Source organism: Synechococcus sp. KORDI-52 (genome assembly GCF_000737595.1).
GTDB lineage: Bacteria > Cyanobacteriota > Cyanobacteriia > PCC-6307 > Cyanobiaceae > Parasynechococcus.
Map to the genome: position 1 here is coordinate 81,709 of NZ_CP006271.1, position 13,452 is coordinate 95,160.

The following is a 13,452-nucleotide window of genomic DNA, read 5'->3' on the forward strand; positions in this document are numbered from 1 at the left end:
GGAACCCTGCTTAGGGTTTGGCGATGTTGGAAGCCCAGGCCCACCATCAGATCAAAACCCTGCTCCGCCAGGAGGAATCGGACTGGCCCCACCACCTGACCCTGAGCCGGCTGGTGGCCAGAAGCCTGAGGCGCCGCGACACGACGCTCGTCCAGCTCCCTCCCAGCAGCAGCGAACGCTGGTGGCTCGGTCTGCTGGTGCCGCTGTGCCTGGCTCCCGAAGCGGGGGCACTGGTGCTGACGGACCCCCAACGCCGGCGCCTGCTCCAGTTGGAATTGCCCCGTCTCCGTAACCAGGGGCTACGGCTTCCCTGCTGGCAGGGAGTGACCCCTCCCGAGGGTCCACAGCTTTGGCTGATGGATGTTGCCGAGCTGATTCAGGCCCATCGCGACGGGCACTTGGGCGCTCGCCAACTGCTGGTCCCGGAGATGGATCAGTTGAGCCGGCGAATGCGCAATGCTCTCACCTTGGAGATCGAGCATCAGCACTGGGACGAGCTGCGCCAGGCCTGCCCCCAGGCTGAATCCGGCTTGCTGGAGCTGCATGACCGCATGAGCCGGCAGCTGTTCGCTGATGCCACGAGGCCCGATGGCGCCGTGCGTCTCAAAGGCTCAGCGGAGCAGGCCCTGCGGGACCTGCTGCAGCTGATGCCAGCTAGCCCCGAGCCGTGGAACACCCTCCGCAGCATCAATCCGGCGGAGTGGAGCCAATGGGCTGAACTGGATCACCGCCTGCTCCAGTGGCGCTGGAAGCTGACCCCCCTCGAACCACTCCAATTGCTGCGGGGGGTGCTGCTGGATCACCCCTGCCTGATGTTCAGCAGCAATGGAGACAACGCCAGGCTGGATCTGGAATTTGAACAGGCCGGTGTTGTCCCCGATGTGCGGGCAATACTGCGGGAACGGGAGCTGAATGAACCGCTCCCCCTCTATGCCCCACGTCGCCAGCCGCTGCCGAACACCCGGATCTACGCCCAACATCTCCTGGAGGAGAGCAGACGGCTCATCCTTGGCCAGGCGGGGCTCACCGTCGTTCTGATCAATGACAAGCAGCTGCGTCGGCAGCTGACCAGCTCCCTGGCAGCGGAGTTCGGACGCCGTGTGATGCAGGAGTCGACGGCACCCGAAAGCAATGGCGTGGTGACCTGCACATGGGACTGGTGGCTGGAGCATCAGGAGCAGCTGCCGGCCCCGGCACAGCTGATTGTCGGCATGCTCCCCATCGCCAGCCTGGACAATCCGCTCACCTCCGCTCGGGTGGAGCGGTTGAAACAGCAGGGAGAGGACTGGTTCCGCGCCCTGTTACTGCCGGAAGCCCTGAGCCTGATCCCTACCGCCATTGCACCGCTGCGACGGAGTGGTGGTCGCCTGGCCATCCTCGACGGCCGTCTCCGAGGGCGCAGCTGGGGTGATCAGGTCCTGCACCGGCTGGAACCTTGGATTCCATTGCAGCGACTGCTGCCGGAGTGAACAGCGCCTAACCTCCCTCCATCGCTCAGAACTGCATGGGAGAAGCACGCCGCCGGGCCGCCCAGGGCCTGCCGCCCCGTCAGCCCAAGGCCAGCGCCAAGGCAACGGATACCTCACCACGGGTGGTGCCCTGGCTTCCGCTGACCCGCAACCAAACGCAGCAGTTCATGGCGGTGACCACCCGCGGTGCCTGGATCGGCATTGGCGCGATGGTGGTGCTCTGGATCACGGTGCGCTTCATCGGCCCTGCAGTCGGTTGGTGGACGCTCGCAGATACCCCCTAAGCAGGGCTCAGCCGAACAAACGAAAACCAAAGAAAACCTTTAGACTGGGTCTCAATGGAGACTCAGCCATGTTTCCGCGTTTAGCCGAGCACTACAGATCTGTCGTTGAAGATCTGGTGATGAGCCTGCAGGCCCTTGCCAGCAACCTTCAAAGCGCGGGCTTCACAGCCACTTGCTATTCCTGTGGCGACGGCCGCGATGGCCAGGGCGCTTCGTTTGTGGCTGACATCGGCGATGGCCATATGGTGCGCTTTCTTGTCTCCGACTTCGGCATCAGCTGGGTTGAATCCCGCAACGGCCGGGAGCTTGTGAAATTGGATGGGGCCGAAGCCATCCAGGAATTGCAGAGAATGGCAGATCTGGCCCAGGAGGGCCAGGCCCGCGCCATGCAGCCCCTGGCCCAGACCGCCTGAACTCAGGCCGCCGCCTCTGAGTCCTTGGCCGGAGCTGACTTATCGGCAGCAGCCGTCTTCGCAGCAGCAGCAAGGGGCCTCACGGAATTCGCCTTCACCTCAGAGCCCTCTGTCAGTTTCTGACGTACCAGCGTTTCGATGGTGGCCGTTGGTTCCGGGTTCTCCTCCATCCAAGCGATGGTGTTGTCGCGACCCTGACCGATGTTGTCGCCCTCGTAGCTGTACCAAGCGCCCTTACGGACGACGACACCCGTCTCTTCAGCCAGGTCAAGCAGGCATCCCAGGGTGCTGATGCCGCGGCCGAAGAGAATGTCGAATTCGGCAATGCGGAAGGGTGGCGCCACCTTATTTTTCGCCACTTTCACCTTGGCCCTGATGCCGAATTCCTCGGTCCCCTTTTTGAGCGTCTGAATCCGGCGGATGTCGAGGCGAACCGAGGCATAGAACTTGAGCGCGTTGCCTCCAGTGGTGGTCTCTGGGTTGCCGTAGGTCACACCAATCTTGAGACGCAACTGGTTGAGGAAGATGACGGTGCAACCCGACTTGCCGATGTTGCCGGTGATCTTCCGCATCGCCTGACTCATCAGACGCGCTTGGGCGCCAACCGCCAGGTCTCCCATCTCACCTTCGATCTCAGCACGGGGGGTGAGGGCCGCCACCGAGTCGACGACGACGAGGTCCACAGCCGCGGATCGCACCAACTGATCAACGATCTCCAGCGCCATCTCACCGGTGTCGGGCTGGGAGACCAGCAGGTTCTCGACATCGACGCCCAGAGAAGCGGCATAGACGGGATCCAGGGCATGCTCCGCATCCACGAAGGCCGCCACACCACCACGCTTCTGCACTTCAGCAATCGCGTGCAGAGTGAGCGTGGTTTTACCAGAACTTTCCGGGCCGTAGATCTCCACCACGCGACCCTTCGGGTAACCACCACCCAAAGCGAGGTCAAGGGTCAGAGCACCGGTGGAAATCGTCTCCACCCGCATGCGGGAGGCATCGCCCAACCGCATGATCGATCCTTTGCCGAAGTTGCGCTCGATCTGACCCAACACCAGATTCAGCGCCTTGTCCCTCTCGCCGGAGGAACGGGGATCGGAAGCGCCGGATTTCATATCTGCAGGCATGAGAAGGACCTGAAACTAAGGAACGAGAGATCCAATGCCACAGAAGCGCCGAATCGTCTCAGGTAGTACAAGCGTACCGTAACGAATCAGGGCCATTGCGCCAGGGGGGTCCGAAAACGATCCGGATGGAGCAACGCAATCCCGGACGGAAGATCGCTCTGATCCTGCGGGCGAAGATAGCCCCAACTCACCAGAAAACAGGGCAGCTGTTCCAAGCCTGGTGTTGAGCGCACTGCCTCCAGCGTCGCGCGGCGGTCTTCCACAAAGCCACACAGCCTTCGCTGCTGCTGAAGCTGGAGCAGAACCTGAGGTTTGGCGCCAGCCTCACGACCATCCAGGCGCCAGGGATTCAGGCCAAGGCCGTTCAGCAGCTCGGCAGTGAAGGCCTGGGTTTTGGTGGTCAGAACAGACCAGTCCACCCCCTCAGCCTCCAACTGCTGCAGCCGCTCCACCAGGCCGGGGAAAGGTCGATGCAGGGCCAACCAGGCGGAACGGTTCTGCCGAACGGCTTGATCTCTGGAGGCATCGAGTGCTGCCTGCAGCTGCTCTGGCTGCCATCCACGCCGTTGCAGTGCCGAGGCCTGTGCCTCCCCATAGGACTGCAGCCAAACCTGAAGGTTCAGCACTGGCAGCTCTGCGGCCAGCAGCACCATCTCCCAACCGTGATGCACCCACGGCCGCAGCTGACGGAAGGCGTCTGGCATCTGATCAGGCGTCAAGCCCTCGGGGGCAGCCTCAAGACGACAACTGGCATGCCAAGCACTCCACCAGTACTCCGCCATGCCATCGACGATGACCCCGTCGAAATCGAAGACCAGCAGGGGTCGATCATTCATGGACAAAAACTGGGCCGCTAGGATTCGAACCTAGGAATGGCGGGACCAAAACCCGCTGCCTTACCACTTGGCGACGGCCCATTGATCCGTTTGAACCGCGACCAGCGGATCACCGGAGTACACATAGTTACCCACAGCAGCCAACCCTTCGTCAATCCACCGGGCGAATCAACCGACGGCCGATCAGCGGGGGAAAACCCTCAGCCTTGACATTTCAGCCTCACCGAAGACATCGCTGCGCAGTCGGTAACGGCGCACGAGGTCAGCCTGCATCCGGAGAACACGCTCACTGCGAGGCAGCAACTCCACCGGCCTGCCTTGCGGCACCACCACCTGTTCCACCGCAAGACGGCATTCCTCGAGAGCCGCCAATTCATCGTCCTGCGATGCCCGATCCGGCGGGGTGACCTCTGCTGCTGTTTCGGTGGCCTGACGGCGCAGAAGACGGGCCATGGCACGGGTCACCTGGGGCAGGGTGTCGGACTTGATCACCAGGATCGGGATCCCCAGATCCCTGGCCTGACGGCGCAGTGATGGTTGACGACTGAGGCCCAGCCGAACGCTCAACACCACATCGGCCTCACTCAAGTCCTCCACGACCCGAGCCTTCCAGCCGTGGGAACGGATGGCCTCCTCCACAACACGGGGAGGAACCCCGCAACAGAGAACCTGCAGATGCTCGGCGCTGGTCTCTGGCGGAGGTGATGCTTCTGCTGCACTGGCCTCTCGGTCACTGGCCGCAGGCATGGGCACGGGAACAGAAACAGGCTGCTCCGCGAACGACCGTTGGGACGGAGGGCGCAGCAGACCCGAAGATTGCGGCGGGTCCACCAGCTGAACGCCCCCCTCAGGCGTCAGCTCACGCTCCTGAACCCTTGGCTTCAGGCCCCGCAGTAGTTGGTCCACGGTGGCGGCAACGTCGGTGTGCACGGCCCAGCGCTGACGGCTGTGCATTTCAACCGCTACCGGAAACGTCGGTTCGGAGGCGCGCTCCAACACCGTTTTCTGACTGCGCCGACGCCGGGCCTCCTCATCCCCAAGGGTGACCGCCTGAATCCCTCCCACCAGATCGCTGAGGGTGGGGTTCTTGATCAGGTTGGCCAAAGCATTGCCATGGGCTGTGGCGACCAGCACCACGCCACGTTCAGCGATGGTGCGCGCGGCCTGCGCCTCCAGCTCCGTTCCGATCTCATCGATCACGATGACTTCGGGCATGTGGTTTTCCACCGCCTCGATCATGGTTTGGTGCTGCAGCTCAGGCCTGGCCACCTGCATGCGGCGGGCCCGACCGATGGCGGGGTGAGGGATATCGCCATCACCGGCGATCTCATTGCTCGTGTCGATCACAACAACGCGCCGTTCCAGCTCATCCGCAAGCACCCGGGCGATCTCGCGCAACGCCGTTGTCTTGCCCACACCCGGGCGCCCCATCAACAGCAGGGACTGCCCTCCATCCAGGAGGTCCCGCACCATGGCAACGGTGCCGAACACGGCTCGGCCCACCCGGCAGGTCAGACCGACCACCTCGCCCTGACGGTTGCGGATCGCGCTGATCCGGTGAAGCGTTCGTTCGATTCCCGCACGGTTGTCGCCACCGAACTGACCGAGCCTAGCCACCACGGCCGCCAGATCCTCGCGGGACAAGGGCGTGGAACCCAGCGCCAGGGCACGGCCTGGATAACGCGCTTCCGGAACCCGACCGAGATCGAGCACCACCTCAAGCAACTGCTGTCGCGCTCCCTCCGGCTGCAACTGCTCCCGCACGGCCTCCGGCAGGAGCTCGAGAAGGCGATCCAGATCGTCGGTGACCCGTTGCGTGCCCATGGGATCTGCGCGTTTCAGCCTTCTAGCAAGAGCGCTGCAGCCATGGCGCAACCAATGGTCGCGCCAGAGAGAGGGCACGCGTCCAACCCTCGGGCCATTGCCACAGGGCGAGCCCACGGGTTTGCGCCTCATCCAGCACAGGCATCAGCAAGCGACGGGCCACACCACCAAAGGCGATGCCAGCCGGCCGCTCCGTGGAATGCAAGAACTCAAGCGTTGCGGCGTTGGTGCCACCGGCCAGCTGCAGCGGGCCGGGCGGGGCCAGAGCCCGCATGGCACGCCAGAGCTGAACTGCAGCCCGCGCGGTGCCAGCACCCACATCGCCGCTCATCGGACGCCCATCCAACTGCCAGAGGGGTCTGTAACCGGCTTGCCGCAGGCAGGAGTAACGACGCCAGAGCAAACCAGCCAACTGATCGGCCTTCACGCCGTGGCCCTCCAATCCGGAGCTCACGGCCAAGCGCCGCAAGGGAACCCTGTGCTGCTGAAGGCTTTGGATCAGCGTCGCGAAGCCCTCGCCATGCCCAGGTGCGGTGTGAATCTCCACAGCATCGGGCCGAATCGATTGCAGCAGGGAGATCACCTGCTCGGGCGCCAAGCGGTGGTCGCGCTCCTCGATCAAGCCATGGGGGCACGCCGGCACGCAGCGGCCACAGCCGTAGCAACGCTGCTGGTCGATGCCAGCACCGGGGGGTATCGCAGCCGCCGGACAGATCCTTTCGCAGGGCCGGAGGCAGTCAGCAGGGCAGCGGCCAGGATCGAACCAGGCCTTGCGGAAGTGAGCATCGATGCCATCGCTGAGGCTCACCATCAGCCAGGGGCGACGCCCCGTTTGCGTCTCAGACCAGTCCAGGCCGCGACGCGCTGCAAAGGCGACCGCTGGATCGGCAGCCACATCAACACAATGAACACCGGCCGCCGCAAAAACAGCAGCGAGATCGGCGATGGCAGGCAAATCCTGGTTGCTTGCGCCACAAATGAGCTTGACCCAGCGGCCCTGAACGAGGGCGTCGTCAGGCGTCAGGCCTTCAGATATGTGGTCATCGGTTCCCACTTCAAGTTGCGAGCACCACCCATCTCCACGATGATGCGTAAACGCGGTTCGCGCTTGCACAGATCGCAGAGTGAAAGAAGTTCGGAGCGCGAGAGCACCTGGCCTTCCAGCAGCCAGAGGGCCACAGGAGCATCACCTTCAAAAAGGTCGCCGAGCTGGGGAGCCACCTCCTGCACCTCTCCCACAGCAGCACCACGACCAACGCTTTGATGACCGAGATGGGGCGGACGGATGCCGTGCTTCTGGGTGAGAAACACCTCCGGATCACCAAGGCCACGGGCTGATGTCATGCGGGTGTTGTAACCGGCACCACGCAGACGTCTCAATAGACGGGTTTCTGCACCACCTTCGAGCGGAGCCTGAACCGCCAGGCAGCCATTGGCTTCGAGATCACGGCGAAATGCCTGACCGGTGAGAAGCAGAGGCATGGCAGCTACAGGGGTTGAAGTGGATTCTGGCAGCAGGCAGAGGGAGCAGGGGAGCGAGGAGGTCCGTGTTGTAAGTTCTTTGTTTGTTCTGTGTTTCTGTGCCCGTCCGCTAGCCGGGCCTCCAGTCGGCAGAACAGATTCGGCGATTGCGTCGAATCCCCAGGCCAGTACGGAAGCTTTCTTCTTAGATCTCCGTCGGGAAACTGCAACAGCACATCGTGCAGATGCAAGTCCCAGCCTCGCTGCATCGTTCGCTAGCCCATTCGAATCCACTCCTTCGCGAGTTCCGCTTCGAACCACGTCTGCGTCCAATCGATCAGCACCTGACCCCATGCGGTTCTCCGCCTGGTGGTTGTCCACGCTGGCGCTTCCTCCCCATCCATGTCCATCGGCATCCTCGGGAAGAAGCTGGGTATGTCCCAGTTCTTCGACGAGCAGGGCAGAGCTGTTCCGGTCACCTTGATCGAAGCCGGCCCCTGCCGCATCACCCAACTCAAAAACGACGACACTGACGGTTATTCCGCAGTGCAGATCGGCTTTGGCGAAACCCGCGAGAAGCTGATCAACAAGCCCGCCCAGGGTCACCTGAACAAATCCGGTGAGGGCCTTCTGCGTCATCTGCGCGAATACCGCGTCGACAGCGTTGAAGGTCTCGAACTCGGTGGCGCCATCACCGTCGGCGATTTCGAAGCCGGTCAGAAAGTGGACGTCAGCGGTGACACCGTCGGCCGCGGCTTCTCTGGCTACCAGAAGCGCCACGGCTTCAGCCGGGGTCCGATGACCCACGGTTCGAAGAACCACCGCGAGCCCGGTTCGACCGGTGCCGGTACGACCCCGGGCCGCATCTATCCCGGAAAGCGGATGGCCGGTCGCTATGGCGGCAAGAAAATCACCACCCGCGGCCTGACCATCCTCAAGGTGGACAGCGAGCACAACCTGCTGGTGGTGAAGGGATCCGTGCCCGGCAAGCCTGGTGCGCTGCTCAACATCCGCCCGGCCTTGCGCGTGGGCGCCAAGCCCGCCAAAGGAGGTAAGTGATGGCCAGTTGTGTCGTTCGTGATTGGCAGGGCAAGGAAGCCGGCAAGGCAACCCTGGACCTGAAGGTGGCCAAAGAGACCACCGCCGTTGATCTCATGCATCGGGCTGTTCTGCGTCAGCAGGCCCATGCACGCCAAGGAACCGCCAGCACCCTCACCCGCTCGGAAGTGCGCGGTGGTGGTCGCAAGCCCTACAAGCAGAAAGGAACGGGTCGGGCCCGTCAGGGATCCATCCGGACTCCTCTGAAACCCGGCGGCGGCATCATCTTTGGACCCAAGCCCCGCACGTACAACCTTGCGATGAACCGCAAGGAACGTCGTCTGGCCCTGCGCACTGCGTTGATGGCCCGCATCGACGATGTCACTGTCGTGAAGGACTTCGGTGCTGCGCTGGAGGCCCCCAAGACCCGTGAGATCACGGATGCTCTGGAACGCCTCGGTGTTGCTGCCGGCTCAAAGGTGCTCATCGTCCTGACGAACCCCTCCGATGTTGTTCGTCGTTCCGTGCGCAACCTGGAGAAAGTCAAGTTGATCTCCGCAGATCAGCTGAACGTCTTCGACCTGCTCCACGCCAATGCCCTGGTGCTGGGCGTGGAAGCTCTCGCAACCATCCAGGAGGTCTACGGCGATGACTGAACGTTTCCAAGGACGCCTGGCGGATGTGATCCGCCGTCCCCTGATCACCGAGAAGGCCACCCGCGCCCTCGAAATCAACCAGTACACCTTCGAGGTGGACCACCGCGCCGCAAAGCCCGACATCAAGGCCGCCATTGAGCAGCTCTTCGATGTGAAGGTCACCGGCATCAGCACCATGAATCCCCCGCGACGCTCCCGTCGCATGGGTCGCTTCGCCGGCAAACGTGCCCAGGTGAAGAAAGCCGTGGTGCGCCTGGCGGAGGGCAACTCGATCCAACTCTTCCCTGAGTCCTGAGGGGTCTGAATCGTCATGGCAATCCGTAATTTCCGCCCCTACACCCCCGGTACCCGCACCCGGGTGGTCACTGATTTCAGTGAGATCACCAGCCGCAAGCCGGAGCGGACCCTGGTGGTGGCCAAACACCGCCGCAAGGGCCGTAACAACCGTGGTGTGATCACCTGCCGCCACCGCGGTGGTGGCCACAAGCGCCTCTATCGCGTGGTGGATTTCCGTCGCAACAAGCACGGTGTCCCCGCCAAGGTGGCCGCGATCCACTACGACCCGCACCGCAACGCACGTCTGGCACTCCTCTTCTACGCCGATGGCGAGAAGCGCTACATCCTGGCTCCCGCAGGAGTTCAGGTGGGTCAGACCGTGGTCTCCGGCCCTGATGCCCCGATCGAGAACGGCAATGCCATGCCGTTGTCCTCGGTGCCCCTCGGTTCGGCTGTGCACTGCGTAGAGCTCTACGCCGGTCGTGGCGGCCAGATGGTCCGTACCGCCGGTGCCAGCGCCCAGGTGATGGCAAAAGAAGGCGACTACGTCGCTCTGAAGCTGCCCTCCACCGAGGTTCGCCTGGTTCGCCGCGAGTGCTATGCCACCCTCGGCGAGGTCGGCAACTCCGAGATGCGCAACACCAGCCTGGGCAAGGCCGGTCGTCGCCGCTGGCTCGGACGTCGTCCTCAGGTTCGAGGCAGTGTGATGAACCCCTGCGATCACCCCCACGGTGGTGGTGAGGGTCGTGCACCGATCGGCCGTTCCGGCCCGGTGACCCCCTGGGGCAAACCCGCCCTCGGTCTCAAGACCCGCAAGCGGAACAAACCCAGCAACCAATACGTGCTCCGGAAGCGTCGCAAGACCTCCAAGCGGAGCCGTGGCGGACGCGATTCCTGATGCAAACCATCACTTATCCGCTTGCTTAAACCGTTATGGGACGTTCACTCAAAAAAGGTCCGTTCATTGCCGACAGCCTGCTTCGCAAGGTTGAAAAGCAGAACGACAACGACGACAAGTCTGTGATCAAGACCTGGTCACGGGCCTCCACGATCCTGCCGATGATGATCGGCCACACGATCGCGGTTCACAACGGCCGCACCCATGTGCCGGTGTTCATCACCGAGCAGATGGTGGGCCACAAGCTGGGAGAGTTCGCTCCCACCCGCACCTTCAAGGGCCACATCAGAGACAAGAAAGGAGGCCGCTAATCCATGACATCGTCAACCCCAACGGCACCCACTGCCCAGGCTCACGGTCGCTTCATCCGAGGCTCCGTCTCGAAGGTGCGCCGTGTGCTCGACCAGATCCGAGGCCGCACTTACCGCGACGCGCTGATCATGCTCGAGTTCATGCCCTACCGCTCCACCGGCCCCATCACCAAGGTCCTCCGGTCTGCGGTAGCTAACGCTGAGCACAACCTCGGTCTCGACCCCTCATCTCTGGTGATCTCGAGCGCGACAGCTGACATGGGTCCCTCCATGAAGCGCTATCGCCCCCGCGCCCAGGGCCGGGCTTACCAGATCAAGAAACAGACCTGCCACATCAGCATTGCTGTGGCGGCTCAGACCGATTCCTGACCCCCGAGGACTCTGACCCAATGGGACACAAAATCAACCCAACCGGTCTGCGCCTGGGGATCACCCAGGAACACCGGTCACGCTGGTACGCCTCCAGCAAGAACTACCCGGCCCTCCTCCAAGAGGACGACCGGATTCGCAAGTTCATCCACAAGAAGTACGGCTCAGCCGGCATCAGCGATGTGCTGATCGCCCGCAAGGCCGACCAACTGGAAGTTGAACTCAAGACCGCACGCCCCGGTGTGCTGGTCGGCCGCCAAGGCAGCGGCATTGAAGAACTTCGCTCCGGCATTCAGAAGACCGTCGGCGACTCCAGTCGCCAGGTGCGGATCAATGTTGTCGAGGTCGAACGCGTCGACGGTGATGCGTTCCTCCTTGCCGAGTACATCGCCCAGCAGCTGGAGAAGCGTGTGGCCTTCCGCCGCACCATCCGCATGGCTGTGCAGCGCGCTCAGCGCGCCGGCGTTCTGGGTCTGAAGATCCAGGTGTCCGGTCGCCTGAACGGTGCTGAGATCGCTCGGACGGAGTGGACCCGCGAGGGTCGTGTGCCCCTGCACACCCTGCGTGCCGACATCGACTACGCCACCAAGGTGGCCAGCACGACCTACGGCGTGCTCGGCATCAAGGTTTGGGTGTTCAAGGGCGAGGTGCTGAGCGAACAGGCTCAGCCCATGCCGGTGGGTGCTGCCCCCCGCAGAAGGGCCAGCCGTCGGCCCCAACAGTTCGAAGACCGCTCCAACGAGGGTTGAACAGGAGGCCTGAACCATGCTGAGTCCAAAACGCGTCAAATTCCGTAAGCAGCAGCGAGGTCGCATGCGCGGCGTCGCCACCCGAGGCAACACCATTGCCTTCGGACAGTTCGCGCTGCAGGCACAGGAATGCGGCTGGATCACCTCGCGCCAGATCGAGGCCAGCCGTCGTGCCATGACCCGCTACGTCAAACGTGGCGGAAAAATCTGGATCCGGATCTTCCCCGACAAGCCGGTCACCATGCGCGCTGCCGAAACCCGGATGGGTTCCGGTAAGGGCAACCCGGAATTCTGGGTGGCCGTGATCAAGCCCGGCCGGATCCTGTTCGAAATGGGCGGTGATGAAATCACCCCCGAAATCGCTCGGGAAGCCATGCGCCTGGCGCAGTACAAGTTGCCCGTGAAGACCAAGTTCATCCAGCTGGATGAACAGGAGAAGTCAGCTGGTGCCAAGGCCCCGGCCGCTTCTGAAGCCGTCACCGTGGAGTCCTGACCATGGCCCGTCCCAACGCCGCCGATGTGCGCAGCCTGTCCGATTCGGACATCACCGAACAGATCGATGGCCTGCGCCGCGAACTGTTCCAGCTCCGTTTCCAGCAGGCCACACGTCAGCTTGCCAACACGCACCGTTTCAAGGAGGTCCGCATCAAGCTGGCCCAGCTGCTGACGGTGCAGTCGGAGCGCCAGCGCTCCACCGCCTCCTGATTCCCCCCTCCGTAACCATGGCAGTCAAGGAAAGGGTCGGCACCGTCGTCAGCGACAAGATGGAGAAAACGGTGGTGGTCGCGGTGGAAAGCCGCTTCCCTCACCCCATCTATCAAAAGACGGTCAGCCGTACCACTCGCTACAAAGCTCACGACGAAGACAACACCTGTCGCGTCGGTGACCGCGTTCGCATCACTGAAACCCGTCCGATGAGCCGCCAGAAGCGGTGGGCCATCGCCGAGGTTCTCAGCCACAGCCCCAAGGCTGCAGCTGAGGAAGCCAGCAAGGCTGAAGCTCAGGAGGAGAAGCAGTGATCCAGCAGGAGTCCTATCTCACCGTTGCCGATAACAGCGGCGCCAAGCGCATCCAGTGCATCCGCGTCCTCGGCACCAACCGTCGCTACGCCCATGTCGGCGATGTGATCGTGGCCGCCGTCAAAGATGCCGCCCCCAACATGGGCGTCAAAAAGTCCGACGTGGTGAAAGCCGTTGTGGTGCGTACCAAAGCCACCATGCGTCGTGAAACCGGAAACTCCATCCGGTTTGATGACAACGCCGCCGTGATCATCAACGACGACAAGAACCCGAAAGGCACCCGCGTCTTCGGACCGGTGGCCCGTGAGCTGCGCGAGCGCAGCTTCACCAAAATCGTGTCCCTTGCTCCGGAGGTGATCTGACCATGGCGACTGCAACCACCAAGGCCAAGGCCTCCGAGCGCATCAAGATGCGCATCCGCAAGGGCGACACCGTGCAGGTGATCGCCGGCAAAGACAAGGGCAAGACCGGTGCCGTTCTGCGCACCATGCCCAACGAGAACCGTGTCGTCGTGGAAGGCGTGAACATGCGCACCCGCCACGAGAAGCCCACCCAGGAGGGCGAGACCGGCCGCATCGTGACGGAGGAAGCATCCCTGCATGCCTCCAACGTGATGCTGTATTCCACCGCCAAGAAGGTGGCAAGCCGCGTTGAGATCGTCGTCGAAAAAGACGGCACCAAGAAGCGCCGGCTGAAGAAAACCGGTGAAGTCCTCGACTGAT

At 63.0% G+C, this 13,452-nt stretch carries 20 protein-coding genes and 1 tRNA gene; 15 read left to right on the forward strand and 6 right to left on the reverse strand.

What is annotated here, in order from left to right; translation table 11 throughout:
- Positions 1–23 precede the first annotated feature (23 nt).
- The 3 genes from KR52_RS00485 to KR52_RS00495 all read left to right on the forward strand — a co-directional run bounded on the left by KR52_RS00485 (position 24) and on the right by KR52_RS00495 (position 2,166).
- Positions 24–1,469 carry a helicase gene (locus KR52_RS00485; protein WP_038551144.1) on the forward strand — a complete coding sequence of 482 codons (1,446 nt, stop codon included), beginning with the start codon at positions 24–26 and terminating at the stop codon, positions 1,467–1,469.
- A gap of 35 nt (positions 1,470–1,504) precedes the next feature.
- Positions 1,505–1,753 carry a DUF2839 domain-containing protein gene (locus KR52_RS00490; RefSeq protein ID WP_038551147.1) on the forward strand — a complete coding sequence of 83 codons (249 nt, stop codon included), beginning with the start codon at positions 1,505–1,507 and terminating at the stop codon, positions 1,751–1,753.
- 68 nt (positions 1,754–1,821) lie between these two features.
- On the forward strand, positions 1,822–2,166 hold the full coding sequence (locus tag KR52_RS00495) for a DUF1815 family protein (RefSeq protein WP_038551151.1): 345 nt from the start codon (positions 1,822–1,824) through the stop codon (positions 2,164–2,166).
- Positions 2,167–2,168: 2 nt separating this feature from the next.
- On the opposite strand, the gene recA is transcribed toward KR52_RS00495, so the two are convergent.
- From recA to KR52_RS00525, 6 genes are all read right to left on the reverse strand, one after another.
- Positions 2,169–3,293, reverse strand: a complete 1,125-nt coding sequence (gene recA / locus KR52_RS00500) for a recombinase RecA (protein ID WP_038551153.1) — start codon at positions 3,291–3,293, stop codon at positions 2,169–2,171.
- An 86-nt stretch (positions 3,294–3,379) separates the two neighbouring features.
- Positions 3,380–4,129 carry an HAD family hydrolase gene (locus KR52_RS00505; protein WP_038556628.1) on the reverse strand — a complete coding sequence of 250 codons (750 nt, stop codon included), beginning with the start codon at positions 4,127–4,129 and terminating at the stop codon, positions 3,380–3,382.
- A 9-nt stretch (positions 4,130–4,138) separates the two neighbouring features.
- A tRNA-Gln gene (locus tag KR52_RS00510) sits at positions 4,139–4,210 on the reverse strand.
- A gap of 102 nt (positions 4,211–4,312) precedes the next feature.
- Positions 4,313–5,953, reverse strand: coding sequence for an AAA family ATPase (locus KR52_RS00515; RefSeq protein ID WP_038551155.1), 1,641 nt, complete (start codon positions 5,951–5,953; stop codon positions 4,313–4,315).
- A 22-nt stretch (positions 5,954–5,975) separates the two neighbouring features.
- Positions 5,976–7,007 (reverse strand): LdpA C-terminal domain-containing domain, encoded by a 1,032-nt coding sequence (locus tag KR52_RS00520; protein WP_038551158.1) that lies wholly within the window; start codon positions 7,005–7,007, stop codon positions 5,976–5,978.
- Positions 6,974–7,435, reverse strand: a complete 462-nt coding sequence (locus tag KR52_RS00525) for an NAD(P)H-quinone oxidoreductase subunit N (protein ID WP_038551161.1) — start codon at positions 7,433–7,435, stop codon at positions 6,974–6,976. Before KR52_RS00525 ends, KR52_RS00520 begins: the two co-directional genes overlap by 34 nt.
- Positions 7,436–7,816: 381 nt before the next feature.
- Between KR52_RS00525 and rplC the strand changes: the two genes are divergently transcribed.
- Genes rplC through rplX form a run of 12 tightly spaced genes read left to right on the forward strand, consistent with a single transcriptional unit; the run spans position 7,817 to position 13,451 of the window.
- Positions 7,817–8,473 carry a 50S ribosomal protein L3 gene (gene rplC / locus KR52_RS00530; RefSeq protein ID WP_038551164.1) on the forward strand — a complete coding sequence of 219 codons (657 nt, stop codon included), beginning with the start codon at positions 7,817–7,819 and terminating at the stop codon, positions 8,471–8,473.
- On the forward strand, positions 8,473–9,108 hold the full coding sequence (gene rplD, locus KR52_RS00535; protein ID WP_038551166.1) for a 50S ribosomal protein L4: 636 nt from the start codon (positions 8,473–8,475) through the stop codon (positions 9,106–9,108). Before rplC ends, rplD begins: the two co-directional genes overlap by 1 nt.
- Positions 9,101–9,403: a 50S ribosomal protein L23 gene (locus KR52_RS00540; RefSeq protein WP_006850625.1), complete on the forward strand. Its 303-nt coding sequence runs from the start codon at positions 9,101–9,103 to the stop codon at positions 9,401–9,403. The genes rplD and KR52_RS00540 overlap by 8 nt, the downstream gene beginning before the upstream one ends.
- A gap of 15 nt (positions 9,404–9,418) precedes the next feature.
- Complete coding sequence (gene rplB, locus KR52_RS00545; RefSeq protein WP_006851794.1) at positions 9,419–10,282, forward strand: 50S ribosomal protein L2; 864 nt, start codon at positions 9,419–9,421, stop codon at positions 10,280–10,282.
- A gap of 35 nt (positions 10,283–10,317) precedes the next feature.
- Positions 10,318–10,593 carry a 30S ribosomal protein S19 gene (rpsS, locus tag KR52_RS00550; RefSeq protein ID WP_006849645.1) on the forward strand — a complete coding sequence of 92 codons (276 nt, stop codon included), beginning with the start codon at positions 10,318–10,320 and terminating at the stop codon, positions 10,591–10,593.
- Between the two features lie 3 nt (positions 10,594–10,596).
- Positions 10,597–10,962, forward strand: coding sequence for a 50S ribosomal protein L22 (rplV, locus tag KR52_RS00555; RefSeq protein WP_011363387.1), 366 nt, complete (start codon positions 10,597–10,599; stop codon positions 10,960–10,962).
- Between the two features lie 20 nt (positions 10,963–10,982).
- Complete coding sequence (gene rpsC / locus KR52_RS00560) at positions 10,983–11,711, forward strand: 30S ribosomal protein S3 (protein WP_038551196.1); 729 nt, start codon at positions 10,983–10,985, stop codon at positions 11,709–11,711.
- 16 nt (positions 11,712–11,727) lie between these two features.
- Positions 11,728–12,204, forward strand: coding sequence for a 50S ribosomal protein L16 (rplP, locus tag KR52_RS00565; RefSeq protein ID WP_038551198.1), 477 nt, complete (start codon positions 11,728–11,730; stop codon positions 12,202–12,204).
- A 2-nt stretch (positions 12,205–12,206) separates the two neighbouring features.
- A complete protein-coding gene (rpmC, locus tag KR52_RS00570) occupies positions 12,207–12,416 on the forward strand; it encodes a 50S ribosomal protein L29 (protein ID WP_038551201.1) in 210 nt (69 codons plus the stop codon).
- 17 nt (positions 12,417–12,433) lie between these two features.
- Positions 12,434–12,730, forward strand: coding sequence for a 30S ribosomal protein S17 (gene rpsQ, locus KR52_RS00575; protein WP_038551203.1), 297 nt, complete (start codon positions 12,434–12,436; stop codon positions 12,728–12,730).
- The gene (rplN, locus tag KR52_RS00580; RefSeq protein ID WP_006851211.1) at positions 12,727–13,092 is read left to right on the forward strand and encodes a 50S ribosomal protein L14; all 366 of its coding nucleotides are present in this window, start codon (positions 12,727–12,729) and stop codon (positions 13,090–13,092) included. The genes rpsQ and rplN overlap by 4 nt, the downstream gene beginning before the upstream one ends.
- A 2-nt stretch (positions 13,093–13,094) precedes the next feature.
- Positions 13,095–13,451, forward strand: a complete 357-nt coding sequence (rplX, locus tag KR52_RS00585) for a 50S ribosomal protein L24 (RefSeq protein ID WP_038551206.1) — start codon at positions 13,095–13,097, stop codon at positions 13,449–13,451.
- Position 13,452: the final 1 nt, after the last annotated feature.